The sequence below is a fragment of the Blautia sp. OF03-15BH genome (assembly GCF_003463065.1).
In the GTDB taxonomy this organism is placed as follows: Bacteria; Bacillota; Clostridia; order Lachnospirales; family Lachnospiraceae; genus Limivivens.
On the sequence record NZ_QSCM01000013.1, the window covers coordinates 1 to 20,746 of the forward strand.

Annotated in this window: 14 protein-coding genes; 5 read left to right on the forward strand and 9 right to left on the reverse strand. The window is 49.3% G+C overall.

Annotated features, from left to right (window positions below; translation table 11 throughout):
- Positions 1-335 precede the first annotated feature (335 nt).
- The 3 genes from DXA57_RS12670 to bglX all read right to left on the reverse strand — a co-directional run bounded on the left by DXA57_RS12670 (position 336) and on the right by bglX (position 6,815).
- Positions 336-1,922: an RsmB/NOP family class I SAM-dependent RNA methyltransferase gene (locus tag DXA57_RS12670; protein ID WP_117767716.1), complete on the reverse strand. Its 1,587-nt coding sequence runs from the start codon at positions 1,920-1,922 to the stop codon at positions 336-338.
- Positions 1,923-2,342: 420 nt separating this feature from the next.
- Entirely contained in the window at positions 2,343-4,328 is a 1,986-nt protein-coding gene (locus tag DXA57_RS12675) for a right-handed parallel beta-helix repeat-containing protein (RefSeq protein ID WP_117767717.1), read from the reverse strand.
- 276 nt (positions 4,329-4,604) lie between these two features.
- Positions 4,605-6,815 carry a beta-glucosidase BglX gene (gene bglX / locus DXA57_RS12680; RefSeq protein WP_117767718.1) on the reverse strand — a complete coding sequence of 737 codons (2,211 nt, stop codon included), beginning with the start codon at positions 6,813-6,815 and terminating at the stop codon, positions 4,605-4,607.
- Between the two features lie 208 nt (positions 6,816-7,023).
- Between bglX and DXA57_RS12685 the strand changes: the two genes are divergently transcribed.
- Positions 7,024-8,235 (forward strand): helix-turn-helix domain-containing protein, encoded by a 1,212-nt coding sequence (locus DXA57_RS12685; RefSeq protein ID WP_117767719.1) that lies wholly within the window; start codon positions 7,024-7,026, stop codon positions 8,233-8,235.
- A 65-nt stretch (positions 8,236-8,300) separates the two neighbouring features.
- On the opposite strand, the gene DXA57_RS12690 is transcribed toward DXA57_RS12685, so the two are convergent.
- Together DXA57_RS12690 and DXA57_RS12695 are read right to left on the reverse strand one after the other, a co-directional pair.
- Positions 8,301-11,252, reverse strand: a complete 2,952-nt coding sequence (locus DXA57_RS12690; RefSeq protein WP_117767774.1) for an FtsX-like permease family protein — start codon at positions 11,250-11,252, stop codon at positions 8,301-8,303.
- A gap of 8 nt (positions 11,253-11,260) precedes the next feature.
- Positions 11,261-11,971, reverse strand: coding sequence for an ABC transporter ATP-binding protein (locus DXA57_RS12695; RefSeq protein ID WP_117767720.1), 711 nt, complete (start codon positions 11,969-11,971; stop codon positions 11,261-11,263).
- A 228-nt stretch (positions 11,972-12,199) separates the two neighbouring features.
- Here DXA57_RS12695 and DXA57_RS12700 point away from each other — a divergent pair, with 228 nt between their 5' ends.
- Genes DXA57_RS12700 through DXA57_RS12715 form a run of 4 tightly spaced genes read left to right on the forward strand, consistent with a single transcriptional unit; the run spans position 12,200 to position 16,105 of the window.
- Positions 12,200-13,264, forward strand: coding sequence for an ABC transporter substrate-binding protein (locus tag DXA57_RS12700; protein WP_117767721.1), 1,065 nt, complete (start codon positions 12,200-12,202; stop codon positions 13,262-13,264).
- On the forward strand, positions 13,261-14,259 hold the full coding sequence (locus DXA57_RS12705) for a FecCD family ABC transporter permease (RefSeq protein WP_117767722.1): 999 nt from the start codon (positions 13,261-13,263) through the stop codon (positions 14,257-14,259). The genes DXA57_RS12700 and DXA57_RS12705 overlap by 4 nt, the downstream gene beginning before the upstream one ends.
- Positions 14,256-15,299, forward strand: a complete 1,044-nt coding sequence (locus DXA57_RS12710; RefSeq protein WP_117767723.1) for a FecCD family ABC transporter permease — start codon at positions 14,256-14,258, stop codon at positions 15,297-15,299. Before DXA57_RS12705 ends, DXA57_RS12710 begins: the two co-directional genes overlap by 4 nt.
- The gene (locus DXA57_RS12715) at positions 15,299-16,105 is read left to right on the forward strand and encodes an ABC transporter ATP-binding protein (protein ID WP_117767724.1); all 807 of its coding nucleotides are present in this window, start codon (positions 15,299-15,301) and stop codon (positions 16,103-16,105) included. The genes DXA57_RS12710 and DXA57_RS12715 overlap by 1 nt, the downstream gene beginning before the upstream one ends.
- Positions 16,106-16,164: 59 nt before the next feature.
- On the opposite strand, the gene DXA57_RS12720 is transcribed toward DXA57_RS12715, so the two are convergent.
- From DXA57_RS12720 to DXA57_RS12735, 4 genes are all read right to left on the reverse strand, one after another.
- A complete protein-coding gene (locus DXA57_RS12720; protein WP_117767725.1) occupies positions 16,165-17,175 on the reverse strand; it encodes a helix-turn-helix domain-containing protein in 1,011 nt (336 codons plus the stop codon).
- 60 nt (positions 17,176-17,235) lie between these two features.
- Positions 17,236-17,721, reverse strand: coding sequence for a Cys-tRNA(Pro) deacylase (ybaK, locus tag DXA57_RS12725; RefSeq protein WP_117767726.1), 486 nt, complete (start codon positions 17,719-17,721; stop codon positions 17,236-17,238).
- 2 nt (positions 17,722-17,723) lie between these two features.
- Positions 17,724-18,947, reverse strand: a complete 1,224-nt coding sequence (gene pepT / locus DXA57_RS12730; protein WP_117767727.1) for a peptidase T — start codon at positions 18,945-18,947, stop codon at positions 17,724-17,726.
- Between the two features lie 143 nt (positions 18,948-19,090).
- Entirely contained in the window at positions 19,091-20,695 is a 1,605-nt protein-coding gene (locus DXA57_RS12735; protein ID WP_117767728.1) for an extracellular solute-binding protein, read from the reverse strand.
- Positions 20,696-20,746: the final 51 nt, after the last annotated feature.

Below are 20,746 nucleotides of genomic sequence, written 5' to 3' on the forward strand. Positions count from 1 at the left end.
TGAACTTTCAAGGATATGTCACTGTTCAGTTATCAAGGTTCTTGGTTTGTTGCTGTTCATCAGTAACTTTTATATCATATCATGTTCGTTTCTGTTTGTCAAGAACTTTTTTCAACTTTTTTTTGAAAAGTTTTTGTTCTTTCGAACTTCTTTCGAGCATCTCTGCCGCAGCTCCCTGCGACGTTGATTATCATATCACCCCTTCCACGGAATGTCAACACCTTTTTTTGAAATTTTTCATATTTTTTAAACTGTTTATACAATATTAGAATCATTCGCGCAATTTCGTTGTTTTAGCAAGGTATTACACATTGCTGCTACTCATTCCACTTCGATCAGGACAGCCGCCAGCTTGCCAGGAATTTATTCTTTAAGAGTCCATTCACCAATTTTCCCCAGCCCAGTGGATAACCGGAAACACAAAGCAACTGCCAGCCTTTGCTGTTCTCTGCTTCTTCCGGTTCGATCCCAATGGTCTCTCCTTTCAGATAATGAAGGATCCGGGAATCGTCAGCAGGAAGATCGATCGTATTCCGGTACTGGGATTTCTTTAAAGCTGCAGCCAGAGCCTGGGAAGGTTCAAAGCGGTCTTTGCGGATCTCTCCGAGATAGAGACCGTTCCGAAGGAATACCAGACCACGAACAGCGGCAGACTCTGCCGGCACATAGTAAACCTGTCCTTTCCTTACTTCCACCCGCGAAAAATCCCAGTCTACTTTGAGATCTTCTGCAAAGGTAATGAAAGGCATCAGATCTCCTGATTTTTTTCCTGTTGGAAGTTCACCGGAAGAAGGCTGACCTTTCCTATTCTTCTTTCCCTTTTTCTCTTTTCTGATTTCTTTCTGTACATTTTTTAAAGGATCTTCTGCTTTTACCGTTGGAATCGTTTCATTTCGTAACGCTTCTTCTTCTCCTGTGTAAAAGTACATTTCAGGAAGCTTCCCATTCTCATCTTTTTTCCCGAGAAGAGCGAGGAAATGGCCTTCTCCTCCCATGCGGTGCGGCCAGATCCGGACACAGTTTTTCAAGGAAATCTTCTGTTCTTCTGTCAGATCATCAAAAATATCTTTCTCCCAGAGTTCGGACGGAAGCCATTCTTTTTCGATGAGCTCCGGACGACCGGAGGCAAAACCCTCATAGCGCTCAGGAATCGAAAGGATTTCAAACTCCGGGCGTTCCTTCATAAGAAAGGAGATCATCTGTTCATTTTCTTCCGGAGAGAACGTACAGGTCGAATAGAGAAGCATGCCACCGGGACGAAGCATATCTGCTGCCCGGAGAATGATCTCTTTCTGCATCCTGGCACACTCCAACGGTTTTTCCGGTTTCCAGGCTTTGGCTGTGTCCGGATCTTTCCGGAACATGCCTTCCCCGGAACAAGGTGCATCCACCAGGATCTTATCAAAAAATTCCGGGAAATTTTCTGCCAGTTTGGCAGGGACTTCATTGAGGATCAGCGAATTGGGAATGCCGAAGACCTCCACGTTTTTCAGGAGTGCCCGGGCTCTGGGACCACTGATGTCATTGGCTGCCAGAAGACCCTTGCCATGCAGTTTTGCTCCCAGTTCCGTGGCTTTTCCTCCTGGGGCTGCACAGAGATCCAGCACTTTATCACCAGGATTCACCGGAAGGATGTTGGCCGGTGTCATAGCACTTGGCTCCTGGAGATAATATAATCCACTATAATAGAAGGGATGGCGGGACGGACGGTCATTTTCTCCATAATAAAAACCATTATCTACCCAGGGGATCGGTGTCAGTTCAAACGGCGCCAGTTTTTCAAACTCCTCCGGCGTGATCTTATCCCGATTGATACGAAGGCCGAATTTTCGCGGGAGTTCATAGCCTTCACGAAAAGCCGGGTACTCTTCTTTCAGAATTTTTTTCATTTTTTCTTCAAAAGCCGGGGGCAGTGCAAACATAGCGTCGTTCCTTTCTCTTCCTGGGGCCTACGAATTGCTCTGCTGCAAAGCAACTCACACAATTCTATGACCATTCAACAAAATTATATGATGCTAGGGTCAAAAGTTCAAAAAGCCGTTCATGCTTGCATGATAAGGCTTTTGAACTTGGGATCCGCCAAACATGAGGTGCAGAACATCCAGTGGATGTTCGTTTTGCACCGACAGAAGCGGAGCGTAGACAGTAGCGATTTACGCAGTAAATCAGCGGATTTCGAATGTTTGTAGAATTGCGAGAGCTGCTTCACAGCGGAGCAATTCGTAAGCATCAGTTGGGGGCAAAAGACCTTTTGACCCCAACATCATTATATCCCATTCCCGGATTTCTGTCACCGGGAAATATAAAAAGGGCTGCCCAAAGCATCCAGGCAGCCCGTAAATTCAATATAAAATTTTTTCTACGTCTTCTTTTGCCGCAAAGGGACCTGGAAGGACACCGACTCCACGATGACCACCGAAATAGTCCGTGTCAAACTGAATCGCCGTTCCATCAGGATTTTCAAAAGGTTCTTCCGGCTCAAAGGCTTTTCCCAGAACTTCCGTATTGATCATACGGCTGTAGAAACCGCCGAGTACCTCGTAGAGATTCGTCTCCAACATATAGTTTCCATCTCTTTCCACGAGATCTACCTTTACTTTTTCAGAAACGGTCAGGCCATTTTTCTCATGCTCCCAGGCTTTGGCTCCATTCAGATAGACGTTTCCCTCGCTCCAGACCGGGAGATGACCCTCGTGAGCGGGATAGAGTTTTGCCATATCCGCAGGTTTGGAGAAATCAAACTGAGCGATCCATTCCTCATAAGTGGGATAACCGTCAAAGACCCAGGTACCGGCTTTCCGATTCTCGGTGTCAAAGCCTTCGGAAGAATCGCGGATTGTCACAAAATCCTCAGACGGCCATTTCTGGACAAAAATATTATTATAGAAGCGATCGTCCCCGTGGAGAATCGTCATAAAGCCCATGACCTCCGTGCGGTGAGGAATGTGGTAGGGCGTATAACGGGGCCCGGTGCCGTCTCCCACGCAGGTGAGGGCGCCGCAGATCAGGTTATGTACCATAGCAACTCCCTGAGTGGCAAAACGAAGGCTCTCATCAGAGAGCAGGATATTGTTGTCGATGAGAGTCGGGCCGTGGCCTACCTCTACGAAGATATCCTGGGACATCATGCCGCCCTTCAACGGTTTAGCGAAAGCCGGGCGCTGGTTATCATGAAGAAGGTTCTGTGAAAGGCGCGTGCCCTGGGCTTCCCAGTCGCACCAGATTCCCATGGTGCAGTGGTGAATATGGTTTCTCCGCATGACCACATCAATAGCCGCATGCATCTTGATACCTGCGATCTCCGCTCCGCCAAGCTCCATCATATTGTTGATGTGATGGATGTGGTTGTCCTCAATGAGGCTGAACACACCGCCCATCCGGCCGATGATACCGCCCTGCTCACAGTGGTGGATGTTGTTCCGACGAATGATGTGGCTTCCCACCTTTTCTTTCAGCCAGCCATGATACTGGCCACGGCAGACTGCATCACGTTCCATCTGGGTAGGACTCTTTACATATTTATAGGTAAAATAATGGTTATTGTCCGGATCCAGATATTTTCCAAGGGAAATGCCCGCGCATTTGCTGTTGGAGATCTCGCAGTCCTCAATGATCCAGCCTTTACTCCAGTGCGGGCCGATCATACCATCCTGATAAGCTGCCGGCGGTGCCCAGGTGGTAGCTGCCTTTGTCACTACGAAGCCGCTGACTGTGATATAGCCCACACCGGTTTTTGACGGCAGAAAGCACTCCCGGCGCACGTTGATCTCTACATTTTCCTCATTAGGATTTTTCCCCTGGAAATTGGCATAGATCACGGTTTCATCCTTTTTGGCGTCCTGTTCGGTATACCATTTATAGATAGATTCCTCCGGAACCCAGCTGCACTCGTAAACTTCGCCTTTCATGCATTCTTCCAGAGTGGCTGTCTCATAGAGCGCCCGATCGTTGAGATACACACATCCCGTATGTTTATCTGCTTTGGCAAAATACCAGTCTCCATATACCAGCGTGGTATACGGATTGTAAGTTCCAAAAAGACTGTTCGCCACACGGCAGACCCAGACATTCTCCTTGTATGGCGTCCAGGACTGGATTCTTTCCGCACCAGTAATAACTGCTCCCAGATGTTCTGTGCTTCGGTAACTGATTCTGGCTTCCTCTGTTCCTGCATAGATCGGATCCACATACTCCCGGTAAATGCCCGGAGAAACCAGAACTTCATCACCCGGTCTTGCGATCTTTGCCGCATCGTTGATGCGGCGGAACGGTCTTTCCTTTGTACCGTCTCCGTCACGGCCGACTTTGCCATTTACATAAATTTTCATACAAAACCCTCCCTTGAGTTCGTTTTGATGCTTCTATTTTACTCGTTTTAACTCCTGTGAAAATCTTTTTTATGACAAAAATGCCTTCTGGAGATTATTTTCCAAAGGAGTTTCTTACTTCTTTTGAGTAAAGCGGACATTCGCAATCCGCTTCGCTACTTGCTCATGAACGCAGTCGCTTCGCGATCTGTCAGTGGGAGCTTTCAACTCCCACTGACAGAAGCATCCCCCCTCACCCGCCGCTTAGTGCTCCGCGCACTTGAAGCGGGGGAATGCTTATCTGCGTTCAAACTCTTTATACGCTTCCACCACACTGCTGTTTCCGATCCATACCCGGAATGTTCCCGGTTCACTGCCAACCGTTCCATCACCCCGCAAAAAGCGGAGCATGGATTCATCGATGCGGAACGTTTCTCTTCTGCTTTCTCCCGGTTCCAGCGTAACTTTCCGGAACCCTTTCAGTTCCTTCACCGGCCGTACCACACTGGCAAAGACATCCTGGATATAGAGCTGCAGTGTTTCCGTTCCCTGGCGGGTTCCTTTGTTGGTCACTGTCACACTGGCTTCCAGACTGCCGTCTGCAGAAAGGGTATCTTCTGTCAGTTCCGGAGCGGAGATTTCAAATTCCGTGTAGCTCAGACCATAACCGAAAGGATAGAGAGGCTCATTCGGAATATCGAGATAACGGGAACGGAAATGATCCGTACAGCCCTTGAAATCACTCCGGCCTGTCGAATAAGCATTATAGTAGACCGGCACCTGTCCCACACAGTACGGAAAGCTCATAGGCAGTTTTCCGGATGGATTTACTTTTCCGGTCAGCACATCGATGATGGCATGACCGCCTTCCGTACCGGGAAGCCAGACCTCCAGAATGGCTTTCGCCAGACGGCTGACCTTTCGAAGATCCAAGGGACGACCGTTAAAAAGAACAACTGCCACATTGGGATTTACCCGTACAACCTCTTCCAGAAGTTCCAGCTGGATCTCTGGGATCTCGATATTCGCCTTACTGGCTGCTTCTCCGGATTCCTTAAAATGTTCGCCAAGAGGCATGATCACCAGATCGGCTTCTGCCGCTGCCTTCAGAGCTTCCTCTTTCATCTGTCTGCATTCTTCTTCCGAAGGCTCTTCCTCGACTTCAAGACGAAGCTGTGCCGTTCCGAAGCCCGGTGTCAGCACCGGACATCCCTGTAAATAAACCGTACGATCAGAAGCAAAGACTTCCTCTGCTGCTTCCCGGATCGTCACACTGTCTTTTGCGTCCCCGGTGATAGCCCAGCTGCTCAGCATCTCTTTCCGGTCTGTATAAGGTCCGATAAAGGCAATTTTTTTCTCTGTATCCACCGGCAGGATCCCGTCGTTTTTCAAAAGAACAAAGGATCTTTCCGCCGCTTTTCTGGCTGTCTTCCGGTGTTCCTGGCAGAGGAAGAGTTCCTTCTCTTTTTCTTCATCCGCATCTTTGTATGGATTTTCGAAGAGTCCCAGTCTGTTTTTCAGTTCCAGGATCCGCATCACGCTTTCATTCAGGAGTTCTTCTTTCAGAACGCCTTTCTGGATCAGATCTGCCACATGATCCAGATACGTAGTCGTCATCATATCAATATCCACCCCGGCACGAAGGGCATTTTCTGCGGCTTTCTCCCCATTCTCACTGTAGCCGTGGGCGATGGTTTCTTTAATGGCAGCAAAATCAGAGATCAGAACACCATCAAATCCAAGCTCTCCACGGAGAATATCTCTCATCAGATGACGGTTTGTGGATGCCGGGATTCCGTCAATGGTGTTAAAGGACGTCATGACCATACCAGCTCCGGCATCGATGCCCGCCTGATACCCTTTCAGATAAAATTCCTGAAAGGTATGGCTGTCCATGCTTACCGTGTTATAATCCCGGCCTGCCTCTGCTCCTCCATAACCTGCAAAGTGCTTGACACAGGCGCAGATTTTTCCAGGCGCTTTCATATCAGAACCCTGGAAGCCTTCCACCTGGGCTTTCACAAAACAGGAACTGAGATACGGATCCTCTCCGAAAGATTCCACCACTCTTCCCCATCTGGGATCCCGCACCAGGTCTGCCATGGGAGAAAAAGCCACATGGAGACCTGCAGCCGTTGCCTCTTTTGCCGCAATCTCAGAACCTTCTTTTGTAAGCTCCGGCTCAAAGGTAGCCGCCTGAGCCAGCGGAGCCGGAAAAATGGTCTTCATTCCATGGATCACATCCATCATAAAAAGAAGAGGGATCTGGTGGGGCTGATGCTCCATATATTCTTTCTGGATCTTTTTACTAAGTGCCGCTCCCTGAAGTCCCAGAACAGAACCTGTCAAAGCCCCGTTTTCATCGGAAAGCTTCAAGCCGCTGTCCGGCCCTGTAATAAATTTTTTTCCTTCTTCGACATAATAATAACCAATGATCTGAAAAAGCTGTCCTACTTTTTCCTCCAGGGACATCTCTTTCAGCAAGGCTTCCAGCTGCTGTTTTTCCATGGATTCTCCTCCTTGTATCAACTCCACTCAAGCTTTTCTTTTATTGTAAAGCGAATTCTTATCACTTGCAATCTCTTTTGTATTTTACCAGAATTCGCCTCCACCCCGCTATCATTTTTATCTTTTTTCTGTTATTTTTTCCCTGTATATGATACACTCGTTTCTGAAAGTCGATCAAAATTTCTGAAAACCCTACGGAGGAGCGTTTATGTCTGAAGCACAAGAAAAAATCCAATATTTCCGCACGATCCTTCTCAAGGTAAACCGGATCTTTTCCTGGGTTTATGATGAGGAGTTTTCTCTTATCGAGAGTAACTGTACCTGGGAGATGATCCTGAAAAATTTCTTTCTTCTGGACAGCCGGGAATGGCTTGACCGGATCCGAACAGAGTCCGGAACGCTCCCCTTTTATTTCACAGACGGGCTTTCCTTCAGTTGGATCGTGATCCCCTTTGAACATTCTTTTTTCGTACTGGGCCCCACCTTTTCTACCGATGTATCGGAACAATATTTCCGTAAGCAGATGGAGATCCGTGAAATGAGCGTTTCTTCCCGGATTAAGTTTTTAAAGCTCATGAAAGCTATTCCTGTGATACCGCTGACCACATTCGGTCAGCTCGCCCGAATGTTTTACTATGCCTGCTATGACAGAAATATCTTTTTTTCCAGTTTTCAGAAGCTCCGTCCCTCGGAGCCTCACGCAGAAGAGCCTTTTCAAGCCCGGGATATTCCCAGCAGCCACGGCACTTATGTGCTGGAACAGCGCTTTCTTTCCCATGTAGAAAACGGAAATATCCACTATAATGATGAAATCGACCATTTTTACGTTCAGAACAGCGACAACCATGTGACCGGAGCCCTCTGTCCCGGTGATCCCCTGCGTCAGGCCAAGGACGAGGCGATCGTTGCAACCACGCTCGTCACCCGTGCGGCCATCCGCGGCGGCATGATCCCGGAGGCAGCCTACTCCCTCAGTGATTACTATATCCAGGCCGTAGAAAACGGTACGGATATTCATGAGGTCCAGGATATCCACCAGAACATGTTCCGGGATTTCATCGCCAGAGTCCACAAGATCCGGGAGGCTCCAAAACTCTCTCTTCCGATCCAGAGCTGTCAGACTTATATCCAGCAGCATCTGGGCGAAAAGCTTTCCATGGAAATCCTTTCCCGGATCAGTGGCTACACGCCACACTATCTGGCAGCCCATTTCAAAGAAGAAACCGGCCAGTCTGTCAAGCATTACATCACTGAACAGAAGCTTGAAGCTGCCCGTCTTCTTCTGAAAAACAGTTCTCTTGACATGGCTGAGATCAGTGAGCGTCTGAATTTTACAAATCCCAGCTATTTTTCCGCCATTTTCAAAAAAAGAACCGGATGCACTCCCTCCGAATACAGAGAGGCAGAAGACCGTCACTGATCTTCTGCCTCTCTTTTATCCACTTTTCTGATTTTTTTCCGGAAAGTTATCCACACTCGCCGTCTTTATTCCACACTCTTCAGTGATTCCACCATATCGATCTTTTTCAGCTTGAAATGCATCAGAAGATTAACCAGAATGGAAAAGCAGAAGGTGATCGCTATGGAGATCAGATAACTCGGAAACTTAATGATCCGTCCAAACATATACGATTCGATCTCCACTGTCGTAATGACATAACGGTGCAGGGCAGAACCGAGCACTACACCCAGAATACAGCCAAAAACGGTAAGTAGGACATTTTCCCGAAAGACATAAGAGGAAACTTCTCCGTCAAAGAAACCCAGAACTTTAAGAGTTGCAAGTTCCCTTTTCCGTTCATTGATGTTGATGTTATTCAGGTTATAGAGAACCACAAAAGCCAACATGCCTGCGGAAATGATAAGGACCACAATAACTACATCCAGGCTTCCCAGCATATCATTCAACCGCCCCGCCAAGGTGCCAATATAGGTAACGCTCAAAGCCGCTTTATTTTTCAGAAGTTCCTGGCCAGTCTTTTCAATGGCTGCCTCATCAGAAGAATCCGTTCCCTTGAAGAGAATGTTGTTTGCTTCCGGAACAGAACCAAAAAGCTTCTCATAAAGGCCGGGGGAAATGTAGGCGAAATTCTGCATATAGTTCTCACAGATCTCTGCCACCGGAACTTCCACATCTTCTCCATCACGACTCTCCACGGTAATGCTTCCGCCGCTTTTTACCCCCAGCATTTTCGCTGTTTTTTCCGCCAGGATGATCCCCTCATCACTAAGGGTATACGCTTCCTTTGTGATCCGGTTTCTGGTGTGTATAAAGTCTGAAAAATTTTCCAGTTTCTCCGGCATCATAAGATAAACCTCACAGGTACCGTTCTCTCCCTTTGCCGCGTGCTTTTTCATATAGACATCCATACTCTCTTCCACATCGGAACGGGAAGAGAGGTCTTTCTTCAGCGCTTCCACCTCTGCATCCGAAGCATCTTCATTCAAAACGAGCATGCCGTCATAAAGCTGGATTTCGCCGTACTGGAGCAACACAACATCCATGATGGAATCCCGGAGTCCAAAGCCCACCAGAAGAAGCGCCATACAGCCGCCGATTCCGAAAACCGTCATGAAAAGACGTTTTTTATAACGGAAAAGGTTCCGCACCGTGGATTTCCAGCTGAAGCTTAAGTGTTTCCAGATAAAACCGATCCTTTCCAGAAAGACTCTTTTCCCTTCCTTGGGTGCTGGCGGACGCATAAGAACCGCCGGCATACTTGCCAGTTCCTTTCCACAGGCAGAAAGCGTTCCTGCCATGGTACAGAAAAGAGCTACCAGTGAAGCAACAAGCGCATGATCCAGCTGATAATCCAGAACCATCCCGTCCATATGCTGATACATGATCCGGTAAGCATCGATGATCACATAAGGGAAGATTTTTTCTCCCGCCAGAACACCAAGGACACTGCCTCCGACCGTAGCGAGAAGGGCATAGAAAACATATTTCCCGGCAATGGAGCTCTTGCTGTAGCCCAGCGCTTTTAACGTACCGATCTGTGTCCGTTCTTCTTCTACCATTCTGGTCATCGTCGTGAGGCTGATCAAAGCCGCTACCAGGAAAAACAGTACCGGGAAAACGGCACCCAGACTCTTCATCTGATTGGCATTATCCGCATAACCGGAGTAGTCTGTCATATCGTTCCGGTCAGAGACCGTCCACGCGGGAAATTCCAGCGCTGCCAGATCTGCTTCCGCGTCGGCAATCTTATCTTCGCCCTCAGCGATCTTATCTTCTGCTTCCTTCTTGGCCTCTTCATAATCTTTCCGGCCGTCTGCAAGCTTTGTCTCATTTTCTTTTATGGTTTCTTCCGCTTTTGCAAGTTCGGATTCTTTTGTCTCCAGCTCCTTTTCTCCTTCGGAAAGCTGCTCTCTTGCTTCTGCGATCTTTGTTTTACCCGCCTCGATCTCCGGCGTGCTTCCTCCAAACTGCGCCTCTGCCGTCTTCAGCTGTTCTTCCTGCTCATCCAGGGCCGTCTTCTGCTCATCCAGCTGTGTCCGTGCTTCTGAGAGCTGTTTTTTACCGTCCTCCAGATCTTTTTTTCCCTGCTCCAGTTCCTCTTCGCCATCCGTCAGTGTTTTCTCCGCATCGGCCAGTTTTTCATCCGATTCTTTTCTGCCGTCCGCAAGCTCCTGTTTCGCATCATCGATCTTCTCCTGCGCCTCGCCGGTGACCTCATCATACCGAACCTGACAGCGTTTTTCGGAGAGCTCTTCTACTTTTTCTTTTGCCGTCGCCACCAGGGAATCATAGGCGTCCGTAAAAGCAACCTCCTCTTCTGCTCCTTCCACCGAAAGAAAAACCTGTGTGTAAACATCCAGGTCAAAATTTTCCGGAAGAATATAGCAGAAGCCCAAAACTTCACCCGAACCGAGCGTCGTATTTCCGCGGCTGAAGGCAATATATGCCGGACTTCCGCCGATACCTGCCACCGTAAAGGTCTTTCTTTTCAGAACAGAATCACTTTCCTCTCCGTCCTCCTGTACGGTGATGGTATCTCCCACATGGACATCGAAGGCCTGAGCTGCCTGGGCATCCAGAAAACATTCATCGGCTTTTGACGGAAGCGTCCCCTCATCCGGCTGAAGCTTCTGAAAATCCTCTGTAACAGACTCCAGATGCAGAACCTTCTGGTTATCCCCTTCTCCACAGAGGACATCTGTCATATAAGCGCCTTCCGCCGTCTCTATACCTTCCGTTTTCTCAAGTTCCAGAAGATCCTCTTCTGTAAGCCCCAGTGTACTGACCACCTTCAGATCCATGAGTTTTTCCCGGTCAAAATAGACATCCCCGGAACGTTTCATATCCGGTGCAGCCGACTGGATACCGGAATAAAAAGACACACCAAGAGCCACAATAAAAAGGATCGAAAGAAAACGGTTCCGGCTTTTTCGTACTTCCACAAAAAAATCTTTTCTCAGTGCTTTCTTCTTCATACCTTCACCTACCATTCGATGGTTTCCACGGATACGGGATGTTCGTTTCTGTGCGTTTCCGATACTTTTCCGTTTTTAATCCGGATAACACGGTCTGCCATAGGCGTCAGGGCCGAATTATGGGTAATGACGATAACGGTCATTCCCCGCTCACGACACATGTCCTGAAGAAGTTTTAAAATGGCTTTTCCTGTCTGATAATCCAGCGCACCCGTCGGTTCATCGCAGAGCAGAAGTTTGGGATTTTTTGCCAGTGCCCTTGCAATGGAAACCCTCTGCTGCTCACCGCCGGAAAGCTGGGCCGGGAAGTTGTTCAGACGGTCACCCAGACCCACCTCTTGCATAACCGTCTTTGCATCCAGGGGATTTCGAGAGATCTGAAGAGCCAGTTCTACATTTTCCAGTGCGGTCAGGTTCGGAACCAGGTTATAGAACTGGAAAACGAAACCGATGTCGTTTCTCCGGTAGCCCGTCAGCTGCTTCTGGGAATAACCGGCGATGTCCTTTCCGTCCACCAGGACTTCTCCTCCGGAGGCCTTGTCCATGCCGCCGAGGATATTTAAAACCGTGGTTTTTCCGGCTCCGCTGGGGCCTACCACAACTACAAATTCGCCTTTATCAATGGAAAAATCAATGCCGTCTACCGCACGGATCTGCACTTCACCCATTTGGTATATTTTCGTCACATTTTTCAGTTTTACAAAATCTTTTTCCGCCATAATGCCTCCTTCTTACCTTTTTACTCTGTCAGTTTAATTATAACATTATTTTCAGGAATCTGTGATGCTATTTATTCTGAAAATTTTGTAAACGTCAGAAACGACTCAATCCGGTGACAACCATATTTTTTACGATGCATGGATTGACGGATTTTTTTCTCCATGCTATACTCCAACGCAGTTAGTTAGTCTTAACTTACCATTGAAAATTATTTTTAGGAGGTCTTTATGAAATTCAAAAAATTATCCGTTCTTTTTTGTTCCCTGCTGGCACTGACATCTGTTATGGCTGTTTCCGCTGCCGAGACAGAAACTGTTTCTGAAACCGAGGCAGTCTCTGCGGAGGAAAACACTGTCTCCGGAGCAGACGAGGAAACCGAATATCCCATTACGATCCAGCATGCCTACGGCGAAACCGTCATCGAGAGTAAACCGGAGCGCATTGCCACCGTCGGCTGGGAAAACCAGGACACGCCTCTGGCACTCGGCATTGCTCCCGTGGGCGTTTCCGCCGCCAACTATGGTATGGTGACAGAAAACAATCTGCATCCCTGGACAGATGAAGCCTTCCAGGAACTGGGTGTTGACGCTCCCAATGTTTTTGATGATGTGGACGGTCTGGATTTTGAAGCCATCAGCGACTGTGATCCTGATGTGATCCTGGCTTCTTACTCCGGTCTGACTCAAGAGGATTATGACACCTTAAGCCAGATTGCCCCTGTCATTCCTTATAAGGAAAATGCCTGGCAGACTACCTGGAGAGACCAGACGATCGAAAATGCCGAGGGTATGGGTATGAAAGCCGAAGGAGAAGCTAAGGTAGCTGAAGTCGAGCAGCTGATCCAGGATAAACTGGCTGACTATCCGGATCTTAAAGGCACCAAAACTGCGTTCTGCTGGATCAATGCTGACGATCTGAGTTCTTTCTATATCTATCTGCCTTCCGCAGACCCGAGAGCTGCTTATCTTCTGGATCTCGCTCTGGAACTTCCGGAAAGTGTCACCAGACTTGCCGGAGACAGCACCGATTTCAGCATCACAGTCAGCCGTGAAAATGCCGATCAGTTCAGTGATGTGGATATGATCGTTGCTTATGGCGATGAGACGCTTCTGGATGCCCTTCAGCAGGATGAACTCATGAGTCAGATCCCCGCAGTGAAAAATGGAGCCGTTGCTCTCATTGACAGCACCACTGCCCTGGCAGGTGCCGCAACTCCCTCCATCCTCTCCATTCCCGCTGAGATTGATGACTATTTAAGCCTCCTCTCTGCTGCTCAGGAAAAAATCAAATGAAAAAGCACCGGTTCCTTCTCACCGGTATCATCAGTCTGAGCTGCCTGGCCTTCTGTGTTCTGGCCTCTGTAGCCTGCGGAGCAAAATCCGTGGGCTTTCAGACTGTGATCCGGAGTCTTTTTCATCTGGGCGAGAGCAGTTTTGATGCCAATGTGGTCCAGGCAAGGATCCCACGTACGGTTTTCGGTATCCTCGCAGGAGCCGCTTTGAGTATCTCCGGTTCTCTCATGCAGGCTATCACCCGGAATCCCATTGCGGATCCCAGCATTCTGGGCGTCAATACGGGAGCTTCCCTTTTTGTCGTGTTCGGAATCGCGTTTCTTCATATAAATAGAGGAATCCAGTATATCGGTCTCGCCTTCGCAGGAGCCGCACTCACGGCTGTTCTGGTCTACGGGCTTGCCTCCATCGGGCACGGCGGCGCCACTCCCATCAAGCTGGCTCTGGCCGGTGCTGCTGCAAGCACCGCCCTCCAGTCTCTGGTCAATACCATTATGCTCCCCAGCACCCAGGTCATGGACCAGTTCCGTTTCTGGCAGACAGGCAGCATCAGCGGCGCAGACTGGGCGGATATCCGCCTGCTCCTGCCCTGCTTTCTCATTGGTTTTGCCTTAAGTATTTTTCTTGCGCCTTCCCTGAACGCTCTGGCACTCGGCGATGATGCCGCCACAGGGCTTGGGCTTAACGTCCCGCTGATCCGGGCTTTCAGCGCTCTTGCGGGAGTCCTTCTCTGTGCATCCACCACGGCTCTGGCAGGCCCCATCGGCTTTGTGGGACTGATGATCCCTCATCTCATGCGGCTGCTCCTCGGTCCGGATATGCGAAAAATCCTGCCGCTCTCTGCCGTTGGCGGAGCCTGTCTTCTTCTGTTTGCCGATGTACTTGGCCGTATATTGGGCCGCCCAGGCGAACTGGAATCCGGTATTGTCACGGCCCTGATCGGTGCTCCGGTATTTATCTTTATCATTCGGAAAGCGAAGGTGAATTCTCTGTGAAAAAACAAACAAAAAATCAGCTTTCCACGATAACGGACGGTTATCGGAAGCGCCAGCACCGGTACGTCTTTACGGCTCTTACGCTTCTTTTCCTCACTTTTGCCCTTGCCTGCATCATGATGATCTATGGAAACACCATTTACTCCCCGAAGACCGTACTGAAGGTGCTTTCCGGCGAGGACGTGGAAGGTGCTGTTTTTACGATCAGAACCCTCCGCCTTCCCCGGATGCTCACTGCCATCCTCTGTGGTCTGGCCTTTGGCATGGCCGGAAATACCTTTCAGCAGCTTCTTGGAAATCCCCTGGCCAGTCCTGACATTATTGGTGTCACCTCCGGTGCCAGTGTGGCTGCCGTTTTCGGCATTCTGGTGTTAAAGCTTAACGGAGGCACGGTCTCCCTGATGGCTGTTTTCTCCGGTCTTCTGGTTTCTGTCCTGATCTACTTTCTCTCCCAGGGCGGCGGGTTTTCCAACGCCCGGCTGATCCTCACAGGTATTGGCATGCAGGCTTTTCTGAGCGCAGTCATTTCGTGGATGCTTCTGAAAGCCTCCGAGTACGATGTGGCCAACGCACTCCGCTGGCTCAGCGGAAGCTTAAACGGCGTAAAACTGGAAAATGTCCCCCGCTTAGCGCTTGTCGTCTTCGGAGCAGGAGGTGCGATCCTTCTCCTGAACCGACAGCTCTCCATGCTTCAGCTGGGAGAAGCCCATGCCGTGACTCTGGGTGTTAACGTTAGAAGGATCCGGCTGACACTGATCCTTCTGGCACTCCTTCTGGTGGCTTTTGCCACTTCTGTGACCGGTCCGGTGGCTTCCGTAGCCTTTCTTTCCGGCCCCATCGCCACAAGACTTTCCGGAAACGGAAAAAACGGCATGCTCACCTCGGCTCTCACCGGAAGCACACTGGTACTGGCCTCTGATCTCATCGGCCAGTTCGCCCTCCCCTCCCGCTATCCCGTAGGTGTGGTCACAGGCATCCTCGGAGCACCTTACCTGTTATTTTTACTGCTTCAAATGAATGACAAAGGAGAACATGTCTGATGAACAATCCCATACTTTCTGCTGAAACAATTTCCGCCGGTTATGACGGTCGGAAAATCCTCTCTGATGTCTCACTGACGCTTCCTGAAAAGAAGATCAGTGTCATTCTGGGAGCCAACGGCTGCGGAAAATCCACGCTTCTCAAAACCTTTGCCCGGCTTTTAAAACCAGAGTCCGGTATGATTACACTGGATGGAAAAAGTATTTCTTCTCTTCCTTCCAGAGAAGTAGCCAAAACTCTGGGACTGCTTCCCCAGTCTCCGGTTGTTCCGGAAGGGATCAAGGTAACGGATCTGGTCGCCCGTGGGCGTTTTCCCTACCGGCGAGCCTTTGGCGGTATGCGTCCGGAGGATTTTGCCGCAGTGGAAGAAGCGCTGGAACTCATGGGTATCACAGAACTGGCAGACCGGAGTGTGGATGAGCTTTCCGGCGGTCAGAGACAACGGGTCTGGATCGCTCTGGCTCTCGCACAGCAGACCGATATTCTCCTGCTGGATGAACCCACCACCTATCTGGATATTGCTTATCAGGTGGAAATCCTGGATCTTCTCACGGATCTGAATAAAAAAAGAAACACCACGATCCTTATGGTGCTTCATGATATCAATCTTTCTGCCAGGTATGCAGACTATATTTTTGCCATGTATCAGGGACGGCTGGAGGCTCAGGGTGCTCCTCTTAAGATCATCACACCCGGTCTGATCAAAAAAATCTACGGACTGGACTGTCAGATCATTCCCGATCCGGTCTCCCGTACACCTCTTGTCATTCCCGAGGGACGTCATCACAAAACCATACAGGCTTAAAAAGAAACTGGAGGCCGGAGCCCATTGTAAAAAGCAATGAGTTCCGGCCTCCTGAAGTATCAGTTTTCTTCTCTGATAAAGGCCCGGAATTTTCCCGGAGTCGTCCCGCTCCATTTCTTGAACATTTTCCGAAAAGCCGCCTGGCTCTGGTAACCGGTGAGTGCCGATATCTCCGCAATGCTTTTTCCCGGATCCTTCAGAAGGACTGCCGCACGGTTCATTCGTACCTGATTGGCATAATCCCAGATCGTCTGCTGATACAGCTTTTGAAAACCTGCTTTCAGCTTCTGTTCTCCGATACTGAATTCCTGGCTCAGCGCATAGATCGTCACAAAGGTTTCCGCATGATCCCGTATCCGGTCATGAACCTGTATGATTTTCTGAAAATCCTCTTTCTTCATACGGATCTCTTTTTTCCCTACTTTGATCTTTCCGGTGAGCATCGCCTCTCCATTCGCAAAAACGGAACGGATTTCCGGACGCACCAGCTGAGATACAAACTCTGCTGCAAGAGATCTTAAAAGACTCTCCGTCATTTCTTGTTTCCGAAGAAGCTGCTCTACACGAAAGATCAGATCCTGCAGTTCCTCCGGTAAATGAAGATAACGAACGTTTTTTTCCAGAAAATCCAAAGCCTCTGCGGAAAGACCCAGGAAAGGAAGAAGTGTTTCCCGGAGATATCCCAGTTCCACGGAGATCTCCACTCCTTTGAAATGCTGGCCTTTTTTCCAGCAGTTGATGCCTCCTGCCGCCTGTTCCATCGCCAGGAACGCAGAAGGTGTAGCGAATTCCTTCATATGGTTATCCACCAGTGAATAGGTAACCCCTTCATAGATGATCCCTGCATGAAGATATTCCGTATCGTATTGAAATTCCGAAAGGAAATCCACCGGAACCGTATACTCTCCGATTCCCATCTGGATCGTATCCATCGTTCCAAAGGTATAGATATATCCCCCTTCATCGTCTCTCCAGCTGTTTCCTGTCTCCTCTTCCTGTTTCTTCAGACCGATCTGGCGGTAGAAAATCGTCTGGTAAGCGGTCGGATCCTTCGCCTGATGGTAGATCATTCCTGTCCTCCCTTCAGAATCAAAGCCACGCTGAAAGCAGCAGAGCGTCCGGTTTTCCTGTTATTCTGCTTTCCGGATAATATCATCAAACTTCGCCCGGGCAACTTTGGCCAGCGCCTGGGGCTCTACCTTGATGGAAGTGCCGATCCGGCCTCCGCTGACATAGATTTCCGGATAAGCTTCTGCACTTTCATGGATCACGGTCGGAAACTGTTTCTTCATGCCCAGAGGGCTGCAGCCGCCCCGGACATAACCGGTGATGGCGGTGATATCCTTCACATGGATCATTTCCACGGATTTTTCACCTACCGATCTTGCTGCGGCTTTTAAGTCCACTTCCTCCGCAATGGGGATCACAAAGACATAATAACCGCCGCTCTTCCCTTTCGCCACCAGCGTTTTAAAAGACTGCTCTACCGGCGCCCCTGTGGCCTGTGCGGTATGAAGACCATCGATAAACTCATCACATTCGTAATTGAGGATCTCATAGGGAACTTTATTCCGGTCGAGGATCCGCATGACGTTTGTTTTTACTTCTTTTCCCATTCTTATTTCATCTCTCCGTAAAGGCGTACCAGCTCTGTCAGGGTATCTACCACGATATCCATGCCCTCAGCAGTGGTATGTTCATAAGGACCATGGCAGGCATAGGAACCGGTACCAAGGTTCGGGCAGGGCAGACCCATGAAGCTTAACCGTGCGCCGTCTGTACCGCCGCGCACCGGGATCACCTGCGGCTCTACGCCGGATTTCTGGACTGCTTTTTTGGCATTCTCGATGAGGTGGAAATTCGGTTTGATCTTTTCTGCCATGTTGCGGTATTCTTCTTTGAGTGTCAGGCTCACCGTATCGGCTCCATATTTTTCATTGAGTTTCGCAGTGATCTCTTTCATGATCTCCTGTCTCTTTGCGATATTATCGGCATCGTGGTCTCTCAGAATATAGTTGAGATTTGCTTTCTCCACGTTTCCGCTCATGTGGTTCAAATGATAAAAGCCTTCGTATCCCTCGGTATCTCTTGGCGTCTCACCGGCCGGAAGCATACGGTCAAATTCCATAGCCACCAGAGCCGCATTGATCATGGTATTTTTGGCTGAACCCGGATGGATGTTGAAGCCTTTGAAGTCCACGTTGGCTCTTACCGCATTGAAGTTCTCATATTCGATCTCGCTCTCTGCCCCGCCATCTACGGTATAGGCAAAATCCGCGCCAAAGCCTTTGACGTCAAAATGATCTGCTCCGCTTCCGACTTCCTCGTCCGGGGTAAAGCCGATGCAGATTTTTCCGTGAGGCATATCGCTGTTTAAAACGCGCTCTGCCATGCACATGATGGCTGCCACGCCGGCCTTATCGTCTGCTCCCAGGATCGTAGTTCCGTCGCTGGTGATCAGCGTGCGGCCTTTCAGGGACGGCAGATGCGGGAAAAGGGCTACCTCCAGGGTACGACCGCTCTCTCCCAGGGGAAGATCCTTTCCATCATAGTTTTCGTGAACGATGGGCTGTACCATATGATCGGCGAAATCAGACACGGTATCCATATGGGAAATGAAGCCCAGGACTTTGCTGTCCTCGTAGCCCGGTGTAGCGGGAATGCTGGCATAAACATAGCATTTGTCATCGACTCTGGCATTTTTTACACCCATCTCCTGCAGCTCGTTTACCAGGATATGAGCCAGGTTGAACTGGCACTCGGTGGTGGGAACTGCTGCGGAATTTTCATTACTGGCCGTGGGAACCATGGCATATTTAATCAGACGTTCGTAAGCTCTCATTTTTATATTCTCCTTTACTTCAAGGCGTTTCCGCCCTTGCTGATAACCACTATACGCCCCTTTTTCTTTTCTGGCAACGAGTTTTCTTTTCAATAGCAGAAAACCGGAGCAGCTTCACGCCGCCCCGGTCTTTTTACTCTTTATTATTTGCTGATTTTGCTGTTGTAGATATCCATTGCTGCCTGGATATCGCCCATCTTGTTGATCTCTTCGATGTAGGAATCCCACTCGTCAAAGGAACGGTCGCCCTTGATGAATTTTACCTTCTGCTCTTTTGCATAGGTCTCTACCGGAGTCATGATATTCGCATATTCACTGGACTCATCTGCGGAGATAGAGGGATTCGGCTGGCCGTCTCTCGGGGTGGTGTTGCTCTCGTTCATCACGCTGCTGGAGAAAGCAACCAGTTTATCTGTTACGATCTCGCCATTCCAGTAGATCGGAGCCGGCTCAGAGATCTCGATTCTCCAGAGATCCATATCCTGCGGCTGCGGGAAGATGCCGGAACGCATGGAACCGGATACGGGCATACCATACTCTGCATACTGATCTTTGGTAACGATCAGGCTCTTCTTGCCATCTTTCATTTCATAGGTCTCGCCTTCGATTCCCCAGTTCAGAAGATTGATAACATCCTCGTCATACTGAGCGTCTACAAATTTCACGAGCTCGTCAGCGATCGGAGACTGAGCGGAGATTACCATGCTGTATCTCGGGTTGAATTCGTACTCGCTGGTGAACTCTCTCTCAAACTGCCATGCCTCATCCGGATAAGCATCGGAGGTCGGAAGCGGTACTGCTACCCATTCGTCTTCCGGACGCTCATCAGCCCAGGCTCCGGGATAACCTTCCCATGCAGAGGGCAGGATGCAGGCGGTGCCGGATTCCAGATCGGCATTACCCATATCAGTGGTGTAAGTAAAGTAATCCGGGGAGATCAGTCCTTCGGTGTAAATCTTGTTCAGATACTGCAGAGCCTGTTTGTAATCATCGGAAAGCGGGCCATATTTGAACTCGGTTCCGTCATAGTAACGGTTGGAAGCGGTGTGATAAGCGTTGAATACCACATCCTCGGGGTTCTGCCACTCTTCCAGCTGAACAATGGGATATTTGGAAACGCCGGCATCCTTGATTGCCTTGGCTACATCATAAACCTCATCCAGAGTGGTCGGGATCTCAAGGTCCAGATCTTTCAGCACGCTGTTTTTCACAGCCATCATCGTGGAGAAAGCGCCGTGAGCGGAACCAGTCGGAACGATGCTTAAGTTGTATGCACCGTAGAGGTTTCCTTCCGGAGTGTACAGAGTGCTCTGGCTCTGCGGATCCTTGTCCAGATAGCTCTTGTAGTTCGGCATATCATCCAGACGCTCGGCGAGATCGAGGAAAAGTCCCTTGGAACCGTACTCATCTACCATGAGTTTTGCGTTGCTGTTGGTGGTGTAGCAGGTCAGAATGTCAGGCAGATCGCCGCCTGCGTTGATTACCTGCAGTTTCTCTGTGTAATCGCCGGTGTGAATGTACTCGAAGGTAATGTCAAGCTTTCTTCCCAGTTTTTCCTCGCAGAGTTTGATCCATTCCTCCTGAATCTTGGTGTTCTCCGGAGACTGATCACCGAAATATACGGTAGTCACTTTGAAAGAAAGGGGCTCTTCTTCAGAAGCGTGAGCGGTAAGGCCTGCGGCGCCACTCAGCAGCATGGTTCCGCACAGTCCCAGCGCGGTGATTCTGGATACATTTTTTCTCTTCATATTGGGTTCCTCCTTTTATGGGTTCAGGCGCACCTGAACATTCTTTATTCA

Coding starts and splice junctions, on each gene's coding strand:
- DXA57_RS12670 (WP_117767716.1), bottom strand. CDS start 1,922: ATGTTTGCACTGCCCCCGGCTTTTGAAGAAAAAATGAAAAAAATTCTG.
- DXA57_RS12720 (WP_117767725.1), bottom strand. CDS start 17,175: ATGATCTACCATCAGGCGAAGGATCCGACCGCTTACCAGACGATTTTC.
- DXA57_RS12685 (WP_117767719.1), top strand. CDS start 7,024: ATGTCTGAAGCACAAGAAAAAATCCAATATTTCCGCACGATCCTTCTC.
- DXA57_RS12690 (WP_117767774.1), bottom strand. CDS start 11,252: ATGAAGAAGAAAGCACTGAGAAAAGATTTTTTTGTGGAAGTACGAAAA.
- DXA57_RS12675 (WP_117767717.1), bottom strand. CDS start 4,328: ATGAAAATTTATGTAAATGGCAAAGTCGGCCGTGACGGAGACGGTACA.
- DXA57_RS12735 (WP_117767728.1), bottom strand. CDS start 20,695: ATGAAGAGAAAAAATGTATCCAGAATCACCGCGCTGGGACTGTGCGGA.
- DXA57_RS12705 (WP_117767722.1), top strand. CDS start 13,261: ATGAAAAAGCACCGGTTCCTTCTCACCGGTATCATCAGTCTGAGCTGC.
- bglX (WP_117767718.1), bottom strand. CDS start 6,815: ATGGAAAAACAGCAGCTGGAAGCCTTGCTGAAAGAGATGTCCCTGGAG.
- ybaK (WP_117767726.1), bottom strand. CDS start 17,721: ATGGGAAAAGAAGTAAAAACAAACGTCATGCGGATCCTCGACCGGAAT.
- pepT (WP_117767727.1), bottom strand. CDS start 18,947: ATGAGAGCTTACGAACGTCTGATTAAATATGCCATGGTTCCCACGGCC.
- DXA57_RS12700 (WP_117767721.1), top strand. CDS start 12,200: ATGAAATTCAAAAAATTATCCGTTCTTTTTTGTTCCCTGCTGGCACTG.
- DXA57_RS12715 (WP_117767724.1), top strand. CDS start 15,299: ATGAACAATCCCATACTTTCTGCTGAAACAATTTCCGCCGGTTATGAC.
- DXA57_RS12695 (WP_117767720.1), bottom strand. CDS start 11,971: ATGGCGGAAAAAGATTTTGTAAAACTGAAAAATGTGACGAAAATATAC.